At 67.6% G+C, this 23912-nt stretch carries 22 protein-coding genes; 10 read left to right on the forward strand and 12 right to left on the reverse strand.

The genetic code is table 11. The features are described 5' to 3' along the window. Positions 1-38: 38 nt before the first annotated feature. The 4 genes from HBF32_RS14760 to HBF32_RS14775 form a co-directional block, all read right to left on the reverse strand. Positions 39-593 carry a YceI family protein gene (locus HBF32_RS14760; RefSeq protein ID WP_166700353.1) on the reverse strand — a complete coding sequence of 185 codons (555 nt, stop codon included), beginning with the start codon at positions 591-593 and terminating at the stop codon, positions 39-41. 10 nt (positions 594-603) lie between these two features. Then, positions 604-1074 carry a SixA phosphatase family protein gene (locus HBF32_RS14765; protein ID WP_166700354.1) on the reverse strand — a complete coding sequence of 157 codons (471 nt, stop codon included), beginning with the start codon at positions 1072-1074 and terminating at the stop codon, positions 604-606. Positions 1075-1136: 62 nt separating this feature from the next. Continuing rightward, positions 1137-1769 carry a ParA family protein gene (locus HBF32_RS14770; RefSeq protein WP_166700355.1) on the reverse strand — a complete coding sequence of 211 codons (633 nt, stop codon included), beginning with the start codon at positions 1767-1769 and terminating at the stop codon, positions 1137-1139. A 39-nt stretch (positions 1770-1808) separates the two neighbouring features. Continuing rightward, a complete protein-coding gene (locus tag HBF32_RS14775; protein WP_166700356.1) occupies positions 1809-2006 on the reverse strand; it encodes an antitermination protein NusB in 198 nt (65 codons plus the stop codon). Between the two features lie 172 nt (positions 2007-2178). Between HBF32_RS14775 and HBF32_RS14780 the strand changes: the two genes are divergently transcribed. Then, positions 2179-3213, forward strand: coding sequence for a hypothetical protein (locus HBF32_RS14780; RefSeq protein WP_166700357.1), 1035 nt, complete (start codon positions 2179-2181; stop codon positions 3211-3213). Between the two features lie 145 nt (positions 3214-3358). Here the strand turns inward: HBF32_RS14780 and speE are convergent, their stop codons facing one another. Further along, a complete protein-coding gene (gene speE, locus HBF32_RS14785) occupies positions 3359-4216 on the reverse strand; it encodes a polyamine aminopropyltransferase (protein WP_166700358.1) in 858 nt (285 codons plus the stop codon). A gap of 314 nt (positions 4217-4530) precedes the next feature. On the opposite strand from speE, the gene speA reads away from it, so the two are divergent. Both speA and HBF32_RS14795 read left to right on the forward strand, forming a co-directional pair. Then, entirely contained in the window at positions 4531-6420 is a 1890-nt protein-coding gene (gene speA, locus HBF32_RS14790; RefSeq protein WP_166700359.1) for an arginine decarboxylase, read from the forward strand. A 55-nt stretch (positions 6421-6475) separates the two neighbouring features. Then, positions 6476-7336: an NAD(P)-dependent oxidoreductase gene (locus HBF32_RS14795; protein ID WP_166700360.1), complete on the forward strand. Its 861-nt coding sequence runs from the start codon at positions 6476-6478 to the stop codon at positions 7334-7336. Between the two features lie 150 nt (positions 7337-7486). Here HBF32_RS14795 and HBF32_RS14800 read toward each other — a convergent pair whose 3' ends face one another. The 3 genes from HBF32_RS14800 to radC all read right to left on the reverse strand — a co-directional run bounded on the left by HBF32_RS14800 (position 7487) and on the right by radC (position 11101). Continuing rightward, positions 7487-8221, reverse strand: coding sequence for an SPOR domain-containing protein (locus tag HBF32_RS14800; RefSeq protein ID WP_166700361.1), 735 nt, complete (start codon positions 8219-8221; stop codon positions 7487-7489). After that, entirely contained in the window at positions 8221-9909 is a 1689-nt protein-coding gene (gene argS / locus HBF32_RS14805) for an arginine--tRNA ligase (RefSeq protein WP_166700362.1), read from the reverse strand. The genes HBF32_RS14800 and argS overlap by 1 nt, the downstream gene beginning before the upstream one ends. 442 nt (positions 9910-10351) lie before the next feature. Beyond that, entirely contained in the window at positions 10352-11101 is a 750-nt protein-coding gene (gene radC, locus HBF32_RS14810) for a RadC family protein (RefSeq protein WP_166700363.1), read from the reverse strand. Between the two features lie 169 nt (positions 11102-11270). Here radC and coaBC point away from each other — a divergent pair, with 169 nt between their 5' ends. Genes coaBC through HBF32_RS14825 form a run of 3 tightly spaced genes read left to right on the forward strand, consistent with a single transcriptional unit; the run spans position 11271 to position 15307 of the window. Continuing rightward, the gene (gene coaBC, locus HBF32_RS14815) at positions 11271-12482 is read left to right on the forward strand and encodes a bifunctional phosphopantothenoylcysteine decarboxylase/phosphopantothenate--cysteine ligase CoaBC (RefSeq protein WP_166700364.1); all 1212 of its coding nucleotides are present in this window, start codon (positions 11271-11273) and stop codon (positions 12480-12482) included. Continuing rightward, entirely contained in the window at positions 12479-12934 is a 456-nt protein-coding gene (dut, locus tag HBF32_RS14820) for a dUTP diphosphatase (RefSeq protein ID WP_166700365.1), read from the forward strand. Before coaBC ends, dut begins: the two co-directional genes overlap by 4 nt. 24 nt (positions 12935-12958) lie before the next feature. Further along, positions 12959-15307: a phosphomannomutase/phosphoglucomutase gene (locus HBF32_RS14825; RefSeq protein WP_166700367.1), complete on the forward strand. Its 2349-nt coding sequence runs from the start codon at positions 12959-12961 to the stop codon at positions 15305-15307. Positions 15308-15459: 152 nt separating this feature from the next. Here the strand turns inward: HBF32_RS14825 and HBF32_RS14830 are convergent, their stop codons facing one another. Beyond that, positions 15460-16116 carry a flotillin family protein gene (locus tag HBF32_RS14830; protein ID WP_166700368.1) on the reverse strand — a complete coding sequence of 219 codons (657 nt, stop codon included), beginning with the start codon at positions 16114-16116 and terminating at the stop codon, positions 15460-15462. Positions 16117-16226: 110 nt separating this feature from the next. After that, positions 16227-16874, reverse strand: a complete 648-nt coding sequence (pyrE, locus tag HBF32_RS14835; RefSeq protein ID WP_166700369.1) for an orotate phosphoribosyltransferase — start codon at positions 16872-16874, stop codon at positions 16227-16229. Positions 16875-16995: 121 nt separating this feature from the next. Here pyrE and HBF32_RS14840 point away from each other — a divergent pair, with 121 nt between their 5' ends. Genes HBF32_RS14840 through HBF32_RS14850 form a run of 3 tightly spaced genes read left to right on the forward strand, consistent with a single transcriptional unit; the run spans position 16996 to position 19473 of the window. Then, positions 16996-17766 carry an exodeoxyribonuclease III gene (locus HBF32_RS14840; RefSeq protein WP_166700370.1) on the forward strand — a complete coding sequence of 257 codons (771 nt, stop codon included), beginning with the start codon at positions 16996-16998 and terminating at the stop codon, positions 17764-17766. A gap of 3 nt (positions 17767-17769) precedes the next feature. Continuing rightward, complete coding sequence (locus HBF32_RS14845) at positions 17770-19065, forward strand: AmpG family muropeptide MFS transporter (protein WP_166700371.1); 1296 nt, start codon at positions 17770-17772, stop codon at positions 19063-19065. Positions 19066-19116: 51 nt separating this feature from the next. Then, positions 19117-19473, forward strand: a complete 357-nt coding sequence (locus HBF32_RS14850; RefSeq protein WP_240147848.1) for a hypothetical protein — start codon at positions 19117-19119, stop codon at positions 19471-19473. Between the two features lie 212 nt (positions 19474-19685). Here HBF32_RS14850 and HBF32_RS14855 read toward each other — a convergent pair whose 3' ends face one another. Further along, entirely contained in the window at positions 19686-20825 is a 1140-nt protein-coding gene (locus tag HBF32_RS14855) for an anhydro-N-acetylmuramic acid kinase (protein WP_166700372.1), read from the reverse strand. A 3-nt stretch (positions 20826-20828) separates the two neighbouring features. Continuing rightward, on the reverse strand, positions 20829-22280 hold the full coding sequence (locus HBF32_RS14860; RefSeq protein WP_166700373.1) for an OapA family protein: 1452 nt from the start codon (positions 22278-22280) through the stop codon (positions 20829-20831). A gap of 181 nt (positions 22281-22461) precedes the next feature. On the opposite strand from HBF32_RS14860, the gene tyrS reads away from it, so the two are divergent. Then, entirely contained in the window at positions 22462-23667 is a 1206-nt protein-coding gene (tyrS, locus tag HBF32_RS14865) for a tyrosine--tRNA ligase (RefSeq protein ID WP_166700374.1), read from the forward strand. Positions 23668-23912 lie beyond the last annotated feature (245 nt).

Raw genomic sequence — 23912 nt, forward strand, 5'->3', positions numbered from 1 at the left:
CGCAACGCCACGTGAGTCCCTGGGCTTGCGCATCCCCCTCAGGGGGTTGTCAGGACGATCGCCATGCCCAGGTTCACCCGGTCCGACAGGGCGCCGCGGCGGCCGCGCATGTCGAAGTCGGTACGGTCGATGGTGCCCTTCAGCTGCAGGAGGCAGCCTTGGAGGGCCTGGGTGGGGCAGTGGTTCGGCAGCAGGTGGAGGGTGACCGGCTGGGTCACGCCGCGCATGGTGAGCTGGCCCTGCACGTCGCCACCCTCGCTCAGGAGGTGCAGGGAGACGGGCGCCGACTCGAAGTGGATCTGCGGATGGCGGCTGGCGTCGAAGAACTCGGGGGCGAGCACCCAGCGCCGCAGCCGGGCGGATTCCATGCGCACGCTTGCCGTATCGATGTCGGCGCTCACCACCGCGGTATGCCGCGCCGGGTCGATCGCCAGCTGGCCGCGGATACCGTCGAAGCTGCCGGTGACCGTGCTGACCCAGAGCAGGCGCACGCTGAATTCGGCGTGCGAGCGCACTGGGTCGATGCTCAGGTCGGCGGCGGACAAGGGCGTCGTCGCGAGGAGCGCGACGATCGCCGACAGCAGGTGGCGCATTCGAGCAGGCTCAGTTCGGGGGAGACCAGAATTCCAGGAGTTCGCCTGTGCCGGGGTTCAGTGGCCCCTCGAAGCGGATGCGCGCGATGCCGGCCGGCGGCATGCCCCGGTAGTCTTCGGAGCGGCCGTCGACGAGGAAGGCGACCAACTGTTCGATGCCGGGATTGTGACCGACGAGGACGACGCAGTCCGCGTCCGAATTCTTGTCGAGCACGTCGTAGAGGGTGCCCACGGTCGCGTCGTAGATGGCGTCGTCGTAGATGGGCTCGATCTTGCCCAGGGCGAGGGCGGCGGTTTCTTTCGTGCGGAAGGACGGCGAGCAGAGGATGCGGTCGTAGGCGACGCCCTCGATCTCGAGCCATTGGCCGGCGGCCTGGGCCTCGGCGCGGCCGTGGGGAGTCAGGGTTCGCTCGCGGTCGTCCTTGCCGTCCTTGCCGTGCGGCGTCGCCTCGGCGTGGCGTAACAGGATGAGTTCGTGCATGGGTACCGTCTCTCCGCAAGGCCACCTTCGGTGGCGTGATCGATGACGCGTCCCATGAAGTGCTAGGTGCTGCGCTTGATCCAGCGCAGGAGTTTCGCCCAGTCGTCCTGGTGGCCGCGTACGTTTTCCGAGTGGTAGTCGAAGATGCCTTTACCGAGCGCCGTGAGCAAGACGTACGCTTGCGAGTCGCGAAGTTCCGCGACGACAGGAAAAGGAGCGCGTTCGCCCAATTCGGCGAGGGCGGCCTGGCTTGCGTTGGTCCAGGGCTTGAGGCGATTCCCGACCAGCCCCACCGGCAGCTTGCCGCGCTTCACGCGATTGAAGCCCTTGAGCACCTTGAGGAAGTCGAGCGTGGCGTCCAGGTCGAAATGCGATGGAAGGACCGGCACCACGATCACGTCGGCGTGTTCGAGGTAGGGCTCCAGGTCCTTTTCGTCCACGCCGGCGGGCGTGTCCACGATCACCCGTTCCACGTCGCCGGGAAGACGGTCGAAGGCGCGGCGGCTGCCTTCGATGGCGGTGATGGCCGGCGCGTTCTCTGGGCGGCGCCCCACCCAGCGCAGGCTGGAATGCTGCCGATCCGCATCGATCACGGCCGTCTGTTTCCCCGCCTGGGCCCAATGGGTTGCGAGCTGGGTCACCAGCGTGGTCTTTCCGCAACCGCCCTTGCTGCTTGCCACGAGCGTCGTAAGCATTCGCGCGCACCTGCCTTGGGAGGCCCCTAGCGTACACGCTCAGAAAAGTTTGGTGCGCACCTTGGGCATCACCACGAGGATGAGGGTGGCCAGCGGGCCGAGGAACAGCGAGAGCACCCACCAGAGCAGGCCGCTGCGGTTCTTGCCCTGGGCAAGGCCGGCGTTGATCAGGGAGAGGGTTCCCCAGCCGACGAAGAAACCGGCGGGTGCGCTGGAGAGGAAGGAAAATTGGTCCAAGACGAGCTCCTGTTCTGTCGCAGGATTGATGGTGCGGTCGATCGGAATAAGGCCGGCGTTCCCCCCGCGCGGAACCCGATAGTAACAATGTGGCCGGGAAAGGGAGGTTTCGTCGCAGCTTCCGTTCATGGTCGAGCCGTATCCTTGTCGTTTTATTTCACGGAGATGGCCCATGCGCGGACGTCGCATCGCAGTCCTGGTCCTCGCGAGCCTGCTGTCCTTGCCCGCCCTGGCCGGGAGCCCGTGGCCCGGTGCCGCCAAGGGCCCGGCCAAGGGGCCGGTGGTGCAGAAGGACCAGACCAAGGCCCTGCTGCAGTTCCAGAAGGACCTCGCCAGCGTCCTCGCCTTGCGTACCGAGGCCGAGCCGCTGCTCGGCGCCGCCCTGTTGGCCCGGCCCCTGGCCAGCCCGCCCGAGGTGCTCTCCTACCACTCCCTGCTCGAGCGCGCGTCGCGGAACGCCGACGCCGGTCCCCAGGTGACCTGGGCGCGGCTCGCCGACTGCGACGCGAAGGGCGGCACGTGTCCGAATGCCGAAGCGCTGGGCCAGCTCCAGAAGCAGGCGCCCGACAATGCGGCGGTATGGCTGCTGAAGCTGGGCGTGGACGAGCACGCGAACGAGGGCGACGCGGTCCGCGCCGACCTTGGCCGCGCCGCCAATGCCAAGGTCTACGACGATTACCTCGGCGCGAGCCTCAAGGCCCTGGCCAATTCGGTGAGCCAGCTTCCGCCGCCGGCCGATACCTTCAACGCGTTGCAGGGCTCGGGCGCCGCCGGCGTGCAGATGGTGATCGTGTTCGGCCTGGCCAGCGCGCAGCCCATCCCCGGTTTCCAGGCCACGGCGAAGTATTGCGAAGACAACACGTCCGACGCCGCCGTGGTCGGCGACTGCCTGAAGCTGGCAAAGGTGCTCGAATGGGGCAGCAGCCCGCTCGGCCGCTCGCTCGGACTGCACCTGCGCGAGACGCTGTCGTCCAGCGAGGCCGACCAGCAGGACGCGAAGCATGCCCGCCTCAACCTGATCTGGCAGATGCAGCGTTTCGCCCAGCTCAACATCCAGGCCCAGGGCGACAAGGCCACCGCGCAGAAGCTGCTGGCGCTGGCCCGCAGCGGCGGCACGGAGATGAGCGTGATCCTGGCGTCGCTGCGCGCGTACGGCATTCCGCCGGAAGCGCCGGCCGGCTGGGAGCCGGCCAGGGTCGAGAAATAAACCATGGAAACCGCTCCTTACGGAGCCGATTCCTCTGTGGGAGCCGCTTCAGCGGCGATGGGTGCTCGCGGCAAGCCTGCCCGCTGCCGCGGGATCGCCGCTGAAGCGGCTCCCGCAGGGCAGCAGGCTTTTAAGGAAAGGCGTCTCAGTCGCCCAGCTGCTCGCGCATGAACTCCGGCTGCGCCAGCGCGCCCTTGTGGACGTCGGCGTTGTAGTACCTGGTGGCGAAGTTCTTGCTGATCGCGCCGCGCTCGCGGAAGCCCGACAGGTCGCCGTCCTTGCGCGCCATGGTGCAGCTCCACCAGCCGGTGGGATAGCACGGCTGCGGGAACGGCAGGGTGCGCACGGCCTTGAAGCCCGACGTGCGCATGGCCGAACGCATGGCCTTGATCAGTTCGATGTGCGCCAGCGGGGACTCCGACTGCTGCACGAGGATGCCGCCGTGGCGCAAGGCCTTGTAGCAGCTGGCGTAGAAGGCCGCGTTGAACAGGCCTTCCGCCGGGCCGACCGGATCGGTGGAGTCGACGATGATGAGGTCGATCGACTCCGGCTCGGCTTCCGCCATGTACTTGATGCCGTCGATGAAGAGCAGCTCGGCGCGCGGATCGTTGTTGGCGTCGCACAGCTCCGGGAAGTACTGCTCGGCGAGGCGGGTGACGCGCTCGTCGATCTCCACCTGGGTGGCCTTCTCCACTTCCTCGTGCTTCACCACCTCGCGCAGGGTGCCGCAGTCGCCGCCGCCGATGATCACGACGCGCTTGGCGCGGGCGTGGGTGAACAGCGCCGGGTGGGTCATCATCTCGTGGTAGAGGAAGTTGTCGCGGCCGGTGAGCATCACGCAGCCGTCGATCACCATGAGGTTGCCCCAGTCGGTCGTCTGGTAGATCTCGATGGTCTGGAACGGGGTTTTCTCGGCGTGCAACAGGCGCTCGACGCGGAAACCGATGGAGGAGCCCGACGCCTGGTGGGCTTCGGTGAACCAGCTGAGCTGCTGCTGCGACATGACGCTTTCCTGGAGACGGGTAGGGGGCTAAACGGTGGATTGTACCGCTCCAGGCCGAAAAGCGGCCAAGTCATTGACCCGATGAGATGTAAGGGGATACCGATGCCGGTCCGGGCGATACCCCGATGTCATGGGGCACCGCTACAATAGGCGGTCTGCCGCCCGCTTCCGGGATGCGCAGATCCCGTCTGGTCGGCCCCGCGGCGTGCGAGGCTCCCGGCCGCCAGGCCCGCTTCAGGTCAAGGTTCGCCGCTGCGACTGTTCCGCGCCCCCTTCCCGGGGACCCGACACAATCAATGGAGATCGTCACGCCCATGACGAACTGGACCACCGATCGCGCGAAGCTGACCTATGCGATCCCTCACTGGAGCAACGGCTACGTCGACGTGGCCGGCAATGGCCACCTGCTGATGCGCCCCCGGGGCGACGGAGGCCCGGCCCTCGACCTGCCGGCGATCGTCGACAAGGCGACCGCCGAAGGCCTGCGCCTGCCCCTGCTCATCCGTTTCCCCGACATCCTGGCCGACCGCCTCGCCCAACTGCAGCGGGCGTTCGGGAAGGCTATCGAGGACGCCGACTACGCGGGTTCCTACACCGCGATCTACCCGATCAAGGTCAACCAGCAGCGCGGCGTCGTCAGCGAACTGGTGGCCGCCGGCGAGGAGGGCTTCGGCCTCGAGGCGGGCTCCAAGCCCGAGCTCATGGCGGTGCTCGCCCATGCCCGGCCCGGGAGCATGGTGGTGTGCAACGGCTACAAGGATCGCGAATACGTCCGGCTGGCCCTCATCGGGCTCAAGCTGGGCCTGCGCGTGCACATCGTCATCGAAAAGCTGTCCGAGCTCGACCATGTCTTCGCCGAGGCGAGGGCGCTGGACGTCGAGCCGTTGCTGGGGGTGCGCGTGCGCCTGGCCTCGATCGGTGCCGGCAAGTGGCAGAACACCGGCGGCGACAAGGGCAAGTTCGGCCTCAGCCCCGGCCAGGTGCTGGAACTGATCGACCGTCTGGACGCGGCCGGCCTCAAGCACACCCTGAGGCTCCAGCACTTCCACATGGGCTCGCAGATCTCGAACGTGCGGGACATCGCGGCCGGCATGCGCGAGGCGGTGCGCTACTTCGTGGAGCTGCACCGTCTGGGCGTACCCATCGACGTGGTCGACGTGGGCGGCGGCCTGGGCGTGGACTACGAGGGCACGCGCTCGCGCAGCTACAACTCGATCAACTACAGCGTGGGCCAGTACGCCGCCAGCATCGTGCAGCCGCTCGCCGAGGCCGTGGCCGAGCACGGCATGAAGGCACCCACGATCTTCACCGAATCCGGTCGCGCGATGACCGCGCACCATGCGGTCATGGTGGTGAACGTGAGCGAGGTGGAGCCCGTGCCGGAAGGTGCGATCGCCGCCGGGCGCGAAGGCGAGCCCGCCGTGCTGCGCCACCTGCGCGACACGCATGCGGAACTCGGCCACCGGCCGGCGCTGGAACTCTTCCACGAGGCGCAGCATCACTTCGCGGAAGGCCAGGCGCTGTATGCGCTGGGTCAGCTCGACCTGCGCGACCGGGCGACGCTGGACGACCTGTTCTACGCCATCGCGAACGCGGTGCGGCCCCGTCTCCTCCCGGCCGAGCGCGCGCATCGCCAGGCGTTGGACGACCTCGACGAGAAGCTGGTCGACAAGTATTTCGTGAACTTCTCCGTGTTCGAGTCGGTGCCGGACATCTGGGCGATCGACCAGATCTTCCCCATCGTGCCCATCTCGCGCCTCGACGAGGAGCCCACGCGCCGCGGCGTGATCGCCGATCTCACCTGCGATTCCGACGGCCGCATCGACCATTACGTGGACGCCGAGGGCGTGGACGTGAGCCTGCCGCTGCACGCGCTGAAGGATGGCGAGTCTTACCGGCTGGGTATCTTCATGGTCGGCGCGTACCAGGAGACGCTCGGCGATATCCACAACCTGTTCGGCGACACCGACGCGGTGAACGTGCGTGCCACGAAGGATGGCTACGAGTTCGCGCACATCCGCCGCGGCGACACCACCGACCTCATGCTCGATTACGTCGGCTACGACGTGAAGGCCTTGCGCCAGTCGTACAGCGACCGCATCGCGGCCGCCGGCATCGCCGGCGCGGAGGCCGAGGCGCTGGCGGCCACGCTGAACCAGGGACTCACCGGCTACACCTACCTCGCGGAGACGACGGGGCGTTGATCCGGGCGCGGCAAGGCTCGAGTCTTGTCGCGCTCCACACTGGCTTGGAACGAAGATGACATTGAAAGCAGCTTTTATCGGACTCGGCGCGATGGGTGCGCCCATGGCTGGTCACCTCAAGACCCACGGCCTGCTGACCGCGCTGGGCAATCGCAGCCAGGCGAAGGCCGACGCGCTGGCCGCGGAGCTGGGTGTGGAAGCCCCGGGTATCGAGGCCATCGCCGCGTCCTGCGACGTGATCGCGCTTTGCGTCAGCGCGGATGCCGACGTGATCGGCGTGATCGAGGCGCTGGCGCCTTCGCTGAAGAAGGGCGCGATCGTCGTCGACCACTCCACCGTGGCCCCGGCCACCGCGAAAAAGGCGGCACAGCGGCTGGCCGAGGTGGGCGCGGCTTTCCTCGATGCGCCGGTGTCCGGTGGCGTCGAGGGCGCGAAGAACGGCAAGCTGTCGGTCATGGTGGGCGGCGATGCCGCCGTGCTCGAGCGCGCGCGTCCCGTGCTGGAGGCTTATGCCGCGCGCGTCACGCACATGGGCGGCGTGGGTAGCGGCCAGGCCACGAAGGCCGTGAACCAGGTGCTGGTCGCCGGCATCGCGCACGCGGTGACCGAAGGGCTGGCGCTGGGCGAAGCCCTCGGCCTGGAGGCGGATCGCCTGCTTCCGACGCTGGCCGCCGGCGCGGCGGGCAACTGGTTCCTCGACAAGCGTGGCGCCACGATGCTGCGCGACGAGTTTTCGGTGGGCTTCAAGCTGGCCCTGCTGCACAAGGACCTGGGCATCGTCCGGCAGATCGCCACGGAGGCGGGCACCGACCGCACGATCATCGAGCAGTCGCTGGCGGATTTCGGCGAACTGATGTCACGTGGCTATGGCGACGACGACATCTCGGCGCTGATCCGCCTGAAGCGCAAACCCTGACCGCCACTATGTGATTGGCTGCAGGATCCGCTATGGCGGCGAGGGACGTGCCGAAACTTGTAGGAGCGGCTATAGCGGCGAGAAACCTACGGAGCGATACGGCGGCAAGGCGGATTCCCCTCGCCGCCATGAGCGGATCCTACCGCTCGTTCAGCCGCCTTCCTTCAATGCGATGGCACTGATTCCTGCCGACTGCAAGCGCTGTTTCGTGCTCTCCAGTTCGGTGGCCGACTTGAACGGCCCGAGGCGCACGCGGTTGTAGGTCTGCGCGCCGACCTTCACCGACTGCACGTTGGCGACGAAACCCTGCAAGGCCAGCTTGGCCTTGAGTGCTTCGGCGTCGGCGGCGCTCGGGAACGCGCCCACCTGCAAGAGGTATCCGGAACTGCCCGACGCGGCGGCCGGTGCCCGCTGCGCGGGTACGGCGGTAACGGTCTGCGTCGTGGCTTTCGGCAGGTTGGCCGCCGCGGCGGCGGCCTGGGCCTGCTGCTGCGCGGCGGCCGCCTGTTGCGCGGCCTGCTGCTGGGCCGCCTGCTGTTGCTTCTGCTGCTGGGCTTCTGCGCTCGCCTGCGCGTGGATCTCGGCGTCGGGGATACGCACTTCCTTCTCCGAAAGCACCGAGTAGAAATCGTACGATGGTTTCTTCGGCTTCTCGGCGTCCGCCTGGTCCACGACGCCGGGGTCGCTGCCCTTCTGCGCCGTGGCCTGCGGGTTCGGTTCGGGGCCTTCGTGCGGGCGCATCATCGGCATCCAGGTGCCGCGCATCGCGAAAGCCATCAGCAGGGCGCCGGCGAGGATGCCGATCAGCGCCCAGCCCCAGCCCGGCATGCCGCTCGAGCCATTGCGGACGGCCTGACGGCCTTTGCCCTTCTTGCGTGTTGCCATTACATGCTCTCCGGGGCGGAAATGCCCAGCAGATCGAGACCGTTCTTCAACACCTGCTGCGTGGCGGCCACGAGGGCGAGGCGCGCATCGCGCAGATCGGCGTCGTCGACGATCCACTTGTGCTCGTGATAGTAGCTGTGAAGCGCGCCCGCGAGTTCGCGCAGGTATTGCGCGATCAGGTGCGGTTCCAGATTGGCGGCTGCCGATTCCACCATCTCGGGGTAGCGCGACAGCTCGACCATGAGCACCGATTCGTGTTCGGTGTCCAGGCGGTCGAGCTTTGCGAGGCCGTTGGCGCGGTCGGTGGACAGGCCGCGGTCGGCCAGTTCGCGGAACACGCGGCAGGCGCGTGCGTGCGCGTACTGGATGTAGTAGACCGGGTTGTCGTTGCTCTGCGAACGGGCCAGGTCGATGTCGAAGACCAGCTGCGAGTCGGCCTTGCGCGCGATGAGGAAGTAGCGCGTAGCGTCGCGCCCGGCCTCGTCGATGAGGTCGCGCAGGGTGACGTAGGAGCCGGCGCGCTTGGAGATCTTCACCTCTTCGCCGCCGCGCATCACCGTCACCATCTGGTGCAGCACGTATTCGGGCCAACCCGCCGGGATGCCGGTATCGAGTGCCTGGAGGCCGGCCTTCACGCGCGCCAACGAGCCATGGTGGTCGGAGCCCAGCTCGGTGATGGCGCGTTCGTAGCCGCGCTGCCACTTCGTGCGGTGGTAGGCCACATCGGGCAGGAAGTACGTGTAGCTGCCGTCGGACTTGCGCATGACGCGGTCTTTGTCGTCACCGAAATCCGTCGACCGCAACCAAAGCGCGCCGCCTTCCTCGTAGGTGTGGCCGTGGGCGACGAGTTCGCGCACGGTCTCCTCCACCTTGCCCTCGGTATAGAGCGAAGATTCGAGGTAGTGCACGTCGAAAGCGACGCCGAAGGCCTTGAGGTCGAGGTCCTGCTCGTGGCGCAGGTAGGCCACGGCGAAGCGGCGCACGTCGTCGAGGTTGTCGGCATTGCCGCTGGCGACCACCGTCTCGCCATCGGCCTCTACCGATTCCTTCGCCAGGAAGGCTCGCGCCACCTCGGCGATGTAATCGCCCCGGTAACCCGACTCCGGCCAGCCGGCCTCGTCGGGCGCGATGCCCTTCGCGCGGGCCTGGGTGGAGAGCGCCAGGTTGGCGATCTGCACGCCGGCGTCGTTGTAGTAAAACTCGCGGGAGACCTTCCAGCCGGCGGCCTCCAGCAGGCGGCTCAGGCTGTCGCCAATGGCCGCGGCGCGGCCGTGGCCGACATGGAGGGGGCCAGTGGGGTTCGCCGAGACGAATTCCACGCCTGCCGTGCGGCCGGCGCCATCACGATTGTGGCCGTAACGGTCGCCCTCGCCCAGGGCGCGCTCGATTTCCGCGTGGAAAGCGGCCGGGGCCAGGAAGAAGTTGATGAAGCCGGGCCCGGCGATCTCCACCTTGCCGATCAGCGGGGAGGCCGGCAGGGCCTCCACCAGGTCGGCGGCGATGTCGCGCGGTTTGCGGCCGGCAGCCTTGGCCATCATCATCGCGGCATTGGTCGCGAAGTCGCCATGCTCGCGGCTGCGGGTGCGCTCGATCACGAAGACCGGCGCCACGAAATCGGACGGCAGCCTGCCGGACTCGCGCAGGGCGCCAATAGCCTGCAATACCAGTTGTTTCAACTCTTGTTTCACGGGATGCGCGACGCGGCGATGGAACCGGTAATCCTATCAGAAGGGGCTCGGAAGACGCCCTCCGCCCACCGTTACAGGCTGTGGATAACTCTGTGGGCAAGAAAAGCCTCCAGCGGGCCGAGTCATGGATATCGCGCGCTGACATCGTCGCGTAACGAGTAATGAGCCGATAGATCAACAAGTTATGAGAGCGACTTGCGCGTCAGCAGGAACTGTGACGCCCAAGTTCAAAAATTCCCCGATGTGCATAAGTCGCCGTTCCACCACGGCGCAGGGCCGGTCACAGGCATTGCGGCGGCGCGTCATTCCGCTGTCATGGCTCGTTGTCATGATTCTCCACGTGCCCGGTGTCTCCCCGGCCAACGGCACGGCGGGTTGCCTTGCCCCCTCCCTCGAAAGGTGACCCATGACGGCGCGAGCGGCACTCGCGCCGTCTTTCTTTTCAGGCCTCGCGGATCAGCCCGCGCTCGGCCAGGGACACAGGCTGGCCCTGCCCGATGATCAGGTGATCGAGCACGCGGATGTCCATCAGGGCCAGGGCGTCGATGAGGGTCCGGGTGATGTCCACGTCCGCCGCGCTGGGTTCGGCCACCCCCGAGGGATGGTTGTGGGCGAGGATCACGGCGCTCGCATGGTGGCGCAGGCAGGCCCGGACCACCTCGCGCGGGTAGACGCTGGCGCCGTCGATGGTGCCCCGGAACAGCTCCTCGTAAGCCAGCACGCGGTGGCGGGTGTCGAGGAAGAGGCAGGCGAACACCTCGTGACGCAGGTGGACCATGCGGGCACGAAGGTACTGGGCGCTGTCGCGGGGGTTTTCGATGCGCGGCAGGTCGACCAGGCCCTCGCCCAGTGCGCGGCGGGCCAGCTCCAGCGTGACGATCAGACGGGCGCGCTTTACCGGCCCGAAGCCGCTCACGGGCGGCAGCTCCGCGGCCTCCGACAGCAGGCGGCCGAGACCGCCCGCGCGGGAAAGGAGCGCGCGGCCGGTGGCGACGGCATCCCTGCCGGCGCTTCCGCTACCCAGCAACACGGCAAGCAGTTCGGCGTCGGACAGCGCGGCAGCCCCGTGCGTGTACAGACGCTCGCGCGGTCGCTCGTGGGCGGCCCAGTCGCGAATGGGTTGTGAACGGTACGCCGAAGGCGCGAGGGGCGCATCGCGAACGGCGGACGGATCGTCGGACCCGGATGTCATGTTGCCTGCCTCGTGTCGATGCCGCGCGTGACTCGCGGCGCAGGCTTCAAGTTAGGGTTGTCACGGGGGCGTGGCGATAGAACGATTCTGAAAATGCGCGCGGAAATGCAGAGGCGTCCAGGCCGGAATCCGTTAAGCTAGCGGTCCTTTCGAAGAGCGCCGTTCCGCCATGAGTCTTCGCCAGCGTCGCATCCTCATTGGCGTTACCGGAGGTATCGCCGCTTACAAGGTCTGCGAACTCGTGCGCCGCCTGCGCGACCTCGAGGCCGAGGTGCGTGTGGTCATGACCGAAGGGGCCACCCACTTCGTCACGCCCACGACCTTCCAGGCCCTGTCCGGCCAGCCGGTCCGCGTGAGCCTGTGGGACGAGCAGGGCGAGGCGGCCATGGGCCACATCGAACTGGCCCGTTGGGCCGAGCGCGTGCTCATCGCGCCGGCCAGCGCCGACACCATCGCGCGACTGGCCCACGGCTTTGCCGACGACCTCCTGTCGACGGTGGTGCTCGCCACGGCCGCGCCCGTCTATGTCGCGCCGGCGATGAACCAGCAGATGTGGGCAAGCCTCGCCGTGCAGGCGAACGTCGGCACGCTGCGGGTGCGCGGCATGGGCGTGCTCGGCCCCGCCGACGGCGACCAGGCCTGCGGCGACATCGGTTCGGGACGGATGCTGGAACCGCACGAACTGCGCGACATCCTGGTTGCCTCGTTCGGCGACCAGCCCCTGCGTGGCCGCCGCGTGGTGGTGAGCGCCGGTCCCACTTACGAAGACATCGACCCCGTGCGCTTTATCGGCAACCGCAGTTCCGGGCGCATGGGCTTCGCCGTGGCCGCCGCGGCGCGCGACGCCGGGGCGGAGGTGACGCTGGTCGCCGGTCCTGTCCTGCTGCCCACGCCGCCCGGCGTGCACCGCGTGGATGTGCGCAGCGCGCGGCAGATGCACGAGGCCGTGCTGCGCGCGGTACGCGACGCCGATATCTACATCGGCGCGGCGGCCGTCGGCGATTACCGTCCGGCCGAGGTTTCCGAGCACAAGCTGAAGAAATCGGGGGGCGCGCCCCTTCACCTCGAACTCACCGAAAATCCCGACATCATCGCCTCGCTGGCGGCCGGTGCGGATCGTCCGTACCTGGTCGGCTTCGCGGCGGAAACGCGCGACCTCGCCAGCTACGCCGGCGAGAAGCTGCGCCGGAAGGGCATCGACATGATCGCCGCGAACGAAGTGGGCAGCGGCAAGGGGTTCGAGGTGGCCGACAATGCGTTGCACCTGTACTGGCCCGGCGGCGACGAGACGCTGCCCGAGATGCCGAAGACGGAGCTGGCACGCCGGCTCGTCGCGCGCCTCGCCGAACGATTCCTCTCCGGCACCGGAACCGCCTCTTGATCGACATCGAACTGAAGATCCTCGACCCTCGCCTGGGCGACAGCATTCCCCTGCCGGAACCCGCCACGGCGGGCAGCGCCGGCATGGACCTGCGCGCCGCGGTGGATGCTCCCGTGATCCTCGCCCCCGGCGACAGCACGCTGGTGCCGAGCGGCATGGCCATCCACATCGGTGACCCGGCCTGGTGCGCCCTGATCGTTCCGCGCTCGGGCCTGGGCCATAAACAGGGGCTGGTGATGGGCAACCTGGTGGGCGTCATCGACGCTGACTACCAGGGCCCGCTGATGATTTCCTGCTGGAATCGCGGAAACGCGAACGTGACCATCGCGCCGGGCGACCGGATTGCGCAATTATTGCTGGTACCGGTGGGTCGGGCGCGCCTGCGCGTCGTCGACGGGTTCACGCCTTCGCAGCGGGGCGAGGGGGGATTCGGTTCCACCGGTGTAGGCTGATTCTCCGGGGATACAAGGGGCACCATGGCTCGGAATGAGGGAGGGGCACGGCGCTTGCCCACGGTCGATCTGCGAAGGTTGCTGCCCCTGGCGGGAGCGACCCTGCTGGTCGTCGCGGGAGCGTTCTGCGCGTGGCAGGCCTGGCTGATCGCCGACGAAGGCGACGCCGCCGAGCGTACGCGCATGGCGCAACGACAAGCGGTAAGGGATATCGGCGAGCTCGTCGCGGCGAAGCGCGAGGCGCTGCATCGCGCGCTGGCCGACACCGGTCTGGCGGCGACGATCGACGACCACGAGGCGGTGGCGATCCGCTTGCGCGGGACGCTTCCCGGCGTGCGCGCCGTCGAGGTGTACAGCGGCGGGCTGGACGAGGTTGTCCGCGCGAACTACCGGGAATTCGGTTACGCGAAGGCAGCCCAGCTGATGGCCGCCCTCGGCAGCGAGGGCGTGCCTCCCGCGTCCACCTCGCTGGATCGCGGGGAACGCCGGCTCACGATGGTGATGCCCGTCACGAGCGGGGCGGGCGTGCGCGCCTGGGTCTGGCTCGAATATCCTTTCGACGAGATCGCCGCGCGTTTCGACGCCATCTCGCCGGGTGCCGGCCGCATCGAACTGCGCCAGGGCGATGGGCGCGACAGTCTTGCGCTGCTGTTCCGCGGCTCGCGCTCTGCCGACCTGGAATCCGAGGGTCAGCAGGTGGCCGGCACGTCGCTGTACGTGTTCGCCGCCATGCCGCGGGCTTTCATCGTCATTCCGCATTCGGAGGCACTGGCCATCCTGCTCACGCTGGTGGGACTCGGCGGCGGCGCGTTCCTGGTGTGGTCGATGCGCCGGCGGCCCGCGGCGCTTCCCGAGCCCGAACCCGAACCCGAAGAAGACATGCTGGTCGCCGATGTGGTGCGCAAGCCGCGGCTTCCTCCCGCGCCTTCCACGACCGCCGCGGCCACCGCGGCAGCGGCACCGGCGACACCGGCAGGCGCCGCCGAAGCCGTCGATCCCTCCATCTTCCGCGCCTACGACATCCGTGGCGTGGCGGGTTCCGCACTGACCGCCGGCGTGGCGCACCGCATCGGCCAGGCCATCGGCGCACGCATGCTCGAACGCGACCTGCGCGAGATCGTGGTCGGCCGCGACGGACGCCTGTCGGGCCCGGAACTCGCCGGTGCGCTGTCCGACGGCCTGCGCGCCGCGGGCATCGACGTGATCGACATCGGCATGGTGCCGACGCCTTTGGTGTATTTCGCCGCTTACCACTTCGGCACGGGTTGCGGTGTCTCGGTCACAGGCAGCCATAACCCGCCGGACTACAACGGTTTCAAGATCGTGATCGGCGGGGAAACGCTTGCCGAGGACGCCATCGCCGATCTCTACCGGCGCATCGACGAGGGCCGCCTGCCGGCGGACGGCGGCGGCACCTGGCGCGAGCAGCCCGTCGTCGACGCTTATGTGGCGCGCATCGCGGGCGATGTGGCAGCGGAACGTCGCCTCAAGGTCGTCGTGGACGCGGGCAACGGCGTGGCCGGCGCCGTGGCCCCCCGCGTGCTCGAGGACATCGGCTGCGAAGTGATCCCGTTGTACTGCGACGTGGACGGCCGCTTCCCGAACCACCATCCCGACCCCTCCGACCCGCACAACCTGGCGGACCTGATCGCCGCCGTGAATACGATCGGGGCCGACCTCGGTGTCGCTTTCGACGGCGACGGCGACCGCCTCGGCGTGGTCACGCAGGCGGGTGAGATCGTCTATCCCGACCGTCTCCTGATGCTGTTCGCCCAGGACGTGCTGGCGCGCAACCCGGGCGCCACGGTGATCTACGACGTGAAGTGCACGGGCCACCTTCGCCCCGTGATCCAGGAAGCCGCGGGCGTGCCGCTGATGTGGCGCACGGGGCATTCGCTGATCAAGGCGAAGATGCGCGAGACCGGTGCGGCGCTGGCGGGCGAGATGAGCGGCCACTTCTTCTTCGCCGACAACAACCGCTGGTACGGTTTCGACGACGGCATCTACGCCGCCGCGCGCCTGCTCGAGATCGTGGCTGGCGATCTGGAAGAGCGTACCGTCGCCGAGCTTTTCGACAGCTTGCCGAAGAGCGTCTCGACGCCGGAACTGCGCCTGCCGATGGCGGAAGGCTCGCATTTCCGCTTCATGGAGGCGTTCCGCGCCTCGGCCACCTTCGAGGATGCGCGCGTCACCACCATCGACGGCATACGTGTGGACTGGAGCGACGGGTGGGGGCTCGTGCGGGCCTCGAATACCTCGCCGGCCCTGATCTTCCGCTTCGACGCCGACAGCAGCCGGTCGCTCGAACGGATCAAGCAGGCCTTCCGCCAGCGTCTGCTGGCGGTGGACAGGAACCTGCCGCTGCCGTTCTGAGGTGGCGCCGGCCATCCTGCAGGAGCCGTTATGGCGGCGAGGGGAATCTACCTTGCCGCTTCTTCGCTCCGTGGGCTTCTCGCCGCTGTAGCGGCTCCCACAGTGATGACCAGCTCCCTCGCCGTATGGCGGCGCCTGCAACGAAAGGGCGGTCAGCGGCCGGGATTGGCCGCGTCGGCGGCTTTCAGCTCGCGATAGTGGCGCAACTGCGCCTCGGTATTCACGCGCGCAGCTTCCTTCGCCTCCTGCTGGCGCTGCAGCGTGGCCCGCAGCGCGGCCACGGTGTTGCGCTGCTCGGTGATACGGTCGGTGAGGTATTTGGGCACCTGCTGCTTGGCGCGCTCGAGGTCGCCCGCGCGATTGAGCAGGTCGGCCAGGGATTTTTCCTGGCCCTGCAGGTTGAGCCGGGTGGTGCGCGCCGCCTGCTCGAAGGTATCCAGTTCGGCGTTCTTGGCCGCGGTGAAGTCGGCCTCGGTGGGATAGGCATTGAGCATCTGCGCATCCTCGCGCTGCTTCTGCTGCCGTGCCTGTTCTTCGGCCGCCTTCTGCTCGGCGACTTTCTTCGCCGCCGCGCGTTCCGCGGCGGTCAGCTGGCGGTCGACGTGACGTACCACCAGTCCTTGCGAATTGACCACGTCATAGCCGGCCTTCATCGCCTCGGAGGTGAGGCTGTCGCTGAAGTAAGACTGCCCGGACGCGTCCTTCCAGCGGTAGCGGTAGGCGTTGTTGTTGGCCGGATTCTTCTGGGCGAGCGCGGCCGTGCCGATGCACAGGACCGCCCCCGCCAGGATGTAACGCGCTGCTCGCATGCCTTCCCCCTTCACTTGAGCCGAGTATAGCCAGCACGCGTGCACGGATTGTGCCCGCCGGGCAGACCGCTTCCGGCCGGTGACGCAGTTGGCGTTTTCCGCCGGGTCCGTCAGGCCTTGACGCCGTATTGCTCGCGGTAGGCAAGTAGGCGGCCGTGCTCGGCGGCGAGTTCCGGCCGCTCCCCGGCGTAGGCGAGCACGTCGGCCAGGCTGGCGATGGCGATGACGGGAATGCCGAACTGCGCCGAGACCTCCTGTGCCGCCGACAACTGGCCCTGGCCGCGTTCCTGCCGGTCGAGCGCGATCAGCACGCCGGCCGGCTCGGCGCCGTGGGCGCGGATCAGCTCCAGCGACTCGCGGACGGCGGTGCCGGCGGTCATTACGTCGTCCACGATCAGCACGCGGCCGCGCAGAGGGGCGCCCACCAGCGTGCCGCCTTCCCCGTGGTCCTTCGCTTCCTTGCGGTTGTAGGCCCAGGGGACATCGCGTCCCTGGGTATCGGCGAGGGCAATGGCCGTGGCCGCGGCGAGGGCGATGCCTTTGTAGGCCGGGCCGAAGAGCATGTCGAAGGGCACGCCCGAGCGTGCCGCCGCGGCCGCGTAGGAGCGGCCCAGACGAGCCAGCGCCGCGCCGGAATCGATCCGGCCCATGTTGAAGAAGTAGGGGCTGTTGCGGCCCGATTTCAGCGTGAAGTCGCCAAAACGAAGAACGTCGCGGGCGAGGGTGAGTTCGATGAATTCGCGCTGGTAATCGTGCACGGCAAGGCTCTCGGGGTCGGGAAGGGCGAAGGTGGTGCCGGTGGCTCGCGCGGGCCGGCATGGCCGCCATGGTACAACCCGTTATGATGGCCGGATCGCCTAACGTCCCCAGCAAGGTCCCATGCGCATCATTTCCCTGAACGCCAACGGTATCCGTTCCGCCGCCACCAAGGGCGTGTTCGAATGGCTACGCAAGCAGGACGCCGACGTGGTTTGCCTGCAGGAAACCAAGTCGCAGGAAACGCAGCTGACCGATCCGATGTTCCGTCCCGACGGGCATCACTGCTTCTATCACGACGCGCGCAGCAAGAAGGGTTACAGCGGCGTGGCGATCTACTCCAAGCGCGAACCGGACGAGGTGCGCGTGTCGCTGGGCCGCGAGGATTTCGACTGCGAGGGCCGCTACATCGAGGCGCGCTACGGCAACCTCAGCGTGGTCTCGTTCTATATCCCCTCGGGTTCTTCCGGCGAAGAACGCCAGCAGTACAAGTTCCGCATCATGGAATGGCTGACGGCCATCCTGCGCGAGTGGGCGGCCAGCGGCCGCGAGTACGTGCTGTGCGGCGACTGGAACATCGTGCACACGAAGAACGACATCAAGAACTGGACATCGAACCAGAAGAACTCCGGTTGCCTGCCCGAGGAACGGGCGTGGCTGGACCTCCTCTTCAAGGAAATCGGCTGGGTGGACAGCTTCCGTGCCATCAAGCCGGACGCCGTGGAATACACCTGGTGGTCCAACCGCGGCCAGGCGCGCGCGAACAACGTGGGATGGCGGATCGACTACCAGATCGTCACGCCGGGCCTGCGCGGGCGCTTGCGCGATTGCTCGATCTATCGCGACGAGCGGTTCTCCGACCACGCGCCCTATACCGTGGACTATGCCGAGTAAGCGATGACCGAAGCTGCACGCTACAAGGGGCTGCGCGGGGTCGCCGCGGCCTTCGCCCAGCCCGGCGCCGTGACGATGCTTTTCTTCGGCCTGGCCTCCGGCCTGCCGTTCCTGCTGGTGGGCAACACGTTGTCTGCGTGGTTGAAGGAAGCCGGCGTGGACTACGGCGCGATCGGCATCGCGAGCTACGTCACCTTCGCCTACAACTTCAAGTTCGTCTGGGCGCCCCTGGTCGACAAGTGCCGTCTGCCGCTGTTCGGCCGCCTGGGCCTGCGCCGGGGCTGGCTCATGTTCTCGCTGGTGCTGCTAGGTGCGGGGCTCCTCGGCATGGCGGCGATGCCGCCGGAGGTGTCGCTCCCGCGCTTCATGGCGGTAACCTTCGTCGCCGCCTTCGCGGGGGCCACCATCGATATCGTCGTGGATGCCTATCGCGTCGAAATCGCACCGCAGGAAGCCCAGGGTGCGCTCGCGGCCACGTACACGCTCGGCTACCGCCTCGGCCTGATCGCCGGCGGCGCGGGCATCCTGATCGTGGCCGACATCTTCGGCTGGCGGGGCGGCTACGTCGCCATTTGCGCGCTCCTCGCGATTCCGGTGGTGACCGTGCTCGTGGCGCGCGAGCCGACGCACCGCGTGCGCGAGCGGCTGCCACTCGGCCGTGCCGTGCAGGAGGGCTTCGTCCGGCCGTTCCAGGATTTCCTTGCGCGCTACGGCATCGCGCTGGCGTTGGGCCTGCTGCTCTTCGTCGCACTGTTCCGCCTGCCCGACCAGATGCTCGGGGTGATGGCGTATCCCTTCTACCTCGATGCGGGCTTCACCAAGACGCAGATCGCGGAGGTGTCGAAAGTCTACGGCGTGATCGTCGGCATCCTCGGCGCACTGCTCGGCGGGTGGGCGGTGATCCGCTTCGAGATGCGCCGCCTGCTGGTGGTCTCCGCCCTCGGTGTGGCCTTGTCCAACATGCTCTACCTGATCATGGCCATGCATCCCGGGCAGACCTGGGCCTTCGTCGCCACGCTCTCCGGCGACAACTTCGCGCAGGGCTTCGCGGGGCCGGTACTGGTGGCCTTCATGTCGGGCCTGGTCAACCGCAGCTTCACCGCCACGCAGTACGCGCTGCTCAGCGCACTGGCGAACCTGCCGGGCAAGCTGCTCGGCGGTTTCTCGGGGTTCCTGGTCAAGGAAGCGGGCTATCCCTCGCTCTTCGTGCTCAGCACGGTATCCATCGTGCCCACCCTGGTCGTGCTGGCGCTGCTGTGGCGGCGCATGCCCCGGCCTGTCGACTCGCTCACGGATTGAACCATGGAACGGGTCTTAGGCCGGACGGACGATCTTCGCAATGCGCCAAAAATGTGTAAGATCGCCGCCACAGGGGGCATGCGCGAGGAGGTCACGCACGTGCCAGATATCGTGGTGAGACACATCGACGAGCAGATGGCCGAGCGGATCAAGACGCTCGCTCGCGAACGACGCTGGTCGATCAATGAGGTCATCCTGCACGCGTTGCGCTATGGGCTTGGCTTGAGCCCGGGTGACGTGTTCAACGAGCTTTTGCTCGAACCCGGCGACATCGCGCACCTCACGGGCGCATGGGATGCCGAGGAGCAGGCCGCTTTCCAGGAGGCGCTCTCCGCCCTGGCCCAGGCCTCGCCGTCGACACTGGTCGACACCGCGCCGCGTCCCGCGAAGACCACCGAATCGTTCTGACGCATATCGCAGGGGCAACCGGCCCTGTGGGAGCCGCTTCGACGGCGAGGGGTGCTCGCCGCACGCTGGCCCGCTGCCGCGGGATCGCCGGCACAGCCGGCTCCCACAAGCTTCCTTTCGACCCTGCCCTTCTGTAGGAGCCCCTATAGCGGCGAGAAGCCCACGGCGCGATGAAACGGCGACGCAAGTTTCCCTCGCCGCTATAGCGGCTCCTACGGGAAGTTGGGCCTTGCCGACGGCGACGGGTACACCGCGCCCAGCAGGCGCAAGCCACGCGCGCCGGTAACGGCCGGCAGATTGCCCGGCTCCCCGTGCAGCCGTCGATACGCGAGCCACGCGAACGCCATCGCTTCCATCATGTCCGGGTCGATCCCGAACGCCGCGCTCGCATGCAGCGGCCGTCCCTCGAGCCGCGCGGCGATCGCCTGCATCAACCCCCTGTTGTGCACGCCACCGCCACAGGCGACGACGTCGGTGGCGTCCGCGGCGTGACGCTGGATCGCCTCGGCCACGGACACGGCGCTGAGGGCGAGGAGCGTGGCTTGTACGTCCTCCGGCGCCAGTTCCGCCACGCGCGGATGCGCGTCCAGCCAGGCGAGGTGGAAATGTTCGCGGCCCGTACTCTTGGGCGGCGGCAGCACGAAGTACGCGTCGTCGAGGAGTTCGCCGAGGAGTCCCGCGTCCACCTGGCCCATCGCGGCGAACGAGCCATCGCGATCGAAGGGCTCGCCGCGATGGCGCAGGCACCACGCGTCCATCAGGCCGTTGGCCGGACCGGTATCGAAGCCGGTGACGTCGCCGTCGGGCGTCAGCCGCGTGACATTGGCGATGCCGCCGAGGTTGAGCACCACGCGCGATCCGCGCTCGGGCCGCAGCACCGTGGCGTGGAAGGCCGGAACCAGCGGGGCTCCCTGGCCGCCCGCGGCGACGTCGGCGCGACGGAAGTCGGCGACGGTATCGATGCCGGTGCGCTCCGCGATCACCGAGGGATCGCCGATCTGCAAGGTGAAGGGAAAATCGCCGGTGGGCCGGTGGCGGATGGTCTGCCCGTGGGATCCGAGCGCCGTCACCTCGGCGGCCGCAACGCCGGCCCGCTCGAGCACGGCCTGCGCGGCATCGGCGAAGGCGATCGCGACGGCAACGTCCAGGCGTCCGTAGGCGTCGAGGTCGAGGCGAAGCTCGTCCTGCGCCACGGCGAGGATCCTGCGGCGCAGGGTTTCGTCCCACGGATGGGTCAGGCCGGCGACCAGGCTGGGCCGACCGTCGGCGAAGCGGACCAGCGCGGCATCGATGCCGTCCGCGCTGGTGCCGGAAATGAGGCCGAGGTAAAGGCCGTCCCTGCTGGCGGCCACGACTCAGTCGTTGGTCGCCGGAGCGGTATCGTTCCGGGCGAGCTTGACGTTGGTGTCCACGCGGTTGAGGCGGGCAAGCTGCGGGCCGACCACTTCCTTCTTGAACTTCGCCAGCTGCGCGGCGGGCAGCGGCTCCGGCTTCGGCAGCGTGACGGTCTGCGGGTCGCGCTGCACGTTATTGACGCGGAATTCGTAATGCAGGTGCGGGCCGGTGGCGAGGCCGGTCATGCCGACGTAGCCGATAGTGGCGCCCTGGCTCACATGCTGGCCGACGCGGAGATTGGCGAACCGCGACATGTGGCCGTAAGCCGTGCTGATCGTCTTGTTGTGCTGGATGACCACGAAGTTGCCGTAGCCGTTCATCCAACCGCGGAACTTCACCACGCCGTCGCCCGCCGCGTGGATCGGCGTGCCCGTGGGCGCCGCGTAATCCACGCCCTTGTGCGCGCGCATCCTGCCGAGGATCGGATGCATCCGGCCGGCGCTGAACTGCGAAGAGATACGCGTGAAGTCCACCGGGATGCGCAGGAACGAACCGGCGAGCGGGCGACCTTCCTCATTGAAGTAGCCGACCTTCCCGTCGCTGTTCTTGAAGCGGTACGCGGTGTAGCGCTTGCCCTGGTTGATGAATTCGGCGGCGACGATGTCGCCTTCGCGCAGGTATGCGCCGTCGCTATACATGTCGTCGTAGACGACGGTGAAGCTGTCGCCCACGCGCAGGTCCTGCACGAAGTCGATATCGAACTTGAAGACCTCGGCGAGCTTCAACACCATCGCGTTGCTCATGCCCGCCTTCGAGGCGGCACCGAACAGCGAGCTGTCGATCTCGCCATGCGCGATGTGCTCGCGGCGCTGCAGATCGCGTTTCTGCACGGTGAGCTGCGGCGCCGCGCCGTCGAGGCGCAGCGTGGCGATGCTGGCTTCGTCCTGGTCGAAGCGCACCCCCTTCAGCACGTGGTCGCCGCCGACGAGGAACTGGAATTCCTGGCCCGGATTGATCCGGTGGAACGCCTTCGAGCCGCCGGCGCCATCGATGACGTGCTGCAGGTCGGTCATCGTGAGGCCCTGCGCGAGGAAGATGTCGGCGAGGGTCTGGCCGGGCTGCACCTGCACCGTCTGCCATTCCTCGATCGGGAGGAGCGGCTTCGTGCTGGCGGGATCGATCTTCGGCACGGCCAGGGGAACCACGGCGTGCACCGCCGGCGCGGCGACGAAGGACGGTTTTTTCATCGCACCCGCCCAGGCGGGGATGACGAGCGCGGAAAGGATGACGAGGAGGAAGGCGGTACCGGCGAGGATCCAGCGCTCGCGGGTCCAGCTGAGGGGCTCCGACGAGGCATTGCGGCTGAACGACCAGTGGGCGCGGGCATCGTAGAAGTGCGAATGACGGCGCTGCGCCTTGCGCCGGATGGCCTGCTTGCGGGCGCTGTGCGCGCCTCTGTTCTGGTCGATCATCTTCTTTCTTGTACCCGCTCGCCCCGTGTTGTCGCGTACCATAACGGCCCTGTGCAAAGTACGTCAACGCCTTTCCCATCAAGGCTTTGCATCGCATCTTGCGGTTAACGCACAATTAACCGGCACGGCCTCTTCACATGCATTTGTGAAGGTCGAAAGATCCTACCTATAGAGAGAACGCATGAACGAGCTGGAGCACGCCCTGGCCTCGATCGCCCGCGGGGCCGACGAGATCATCAAGAAGGAAGACCTCGAGGCGCGCCTCAAGCTCGGTCGCCCACTGCGTATCAAGGCGGGGTTCGACCCCACCGCCCCGGACCTGCACCTGGGTCATACGGTGTTGCTCAACAAGATGCGCCAGTTCCAGGACCTCGGCCACCAGGTCATTTTCCTGATCGGCGACTTCACCGGCATGATCGGCGACCCCACCGGCAAGAACGTGACCCGCAAGCCGCTCACGCGGGAGGACGTGCTGGCCAACGCGGAAACCTACGCCGAGCAGGTCTACAAGGTGCTCGACCGGGAGAAGACCGAGCTGCGCTTCAATTCCGAGTGGTTCGGCAAGATGGGAGCGGCCGACATGATCCGCCTCGCCGCGCAGCACACGGTGGCGCGCATGCTCGAGCGCGACGACTTCGCCAAGCGCTACAAGGCCGAGCAGCCGATCGCGATCCACGAATTCCTCTATCCGCTCGTCCAGGGCTATGACTCCGTCGCCCTGAAGGCCGACGTGGAGCTGGGCGGCACCGACCAGAAGTTCAACCTGTTGATGGGCCGCGCCCTGCAGGAGCACCACGGCCAGGCGCCGCAGATCGTCCTGACCATGCCGCTCCTGGAAGGCCTGGACGGCGTCAACAAGATGTCCAAGTCGCTGGGCAACTACATCGGTATCAACGAGCCGGCCATCGACATCGTGACCAAGACGATGAAGATCGGCGACGAGCTGATGTGGCGCTGGTTCGAGCTGCTGAGCTTCGAGGTTTCCCTCGACGAATTGGCCCGGATGAAGGCAGACATCGCCTCCGGCGCCCTGAATCCGCGTGACGCCAAGCTGCGGCTGGCCCGCGAACTGGCGACGCGCTTCCACGACGCGGCCGCCGCCGAGCAGGCGATCGCCGGCTGGCATGCGGTGGTGCGGGGAGAGGGCGATACCTCGCTCCTGCCGCTCACCGATATCCCGGCGCCCGCCGAGGGCTTCCGGCTGGCGGCGCTGCTGACGGCCGCCGGGGTGACGCCGAGCAATTCCGAGGCGAACCGCAAGCTAAAGGAGCGCGCCGTTCGCATCGACGGCGAGGTGGTGGAGGATGCCTCGCGTGTCTTCATGACCGGTTTCGAGGGCGTGCTTCAGGTGGGCAAGCGAAACTTCGCGCGCATCCGGCTGATTTAACGCAGGTTTCAAAAAAAGTTCACGAAAGCTCTTGCGGCATTCTTAGGAATCCGTATTATTCGCGCTCCCGCTGCGGCCCACGTCGAACGATGAACGCAGCGGCAGCTGTATCGCCTCGTCGGCGACCTCGAAAAAAAGCTTCACGAGGGTGTTGACGGACAGGAAAAACGATATAGAATGGGCGGCTCACCTCGGGACGAAATGTTCAGAGGGTGATCTCGAAAGAGGTCGCAAGTGATTGATCT

It is taken from the genome of Luteibacter yeojuensis (genome assembly GCF_011742875.1).
GTDB classification, from domain to species: domain Bacteria; phylum Pseudomonadota; class Gammaproteobacteria; order Xanthomonadales; family Rhodanobacteraceae; genus Luteibacter; species Luteibacter yeojuensis.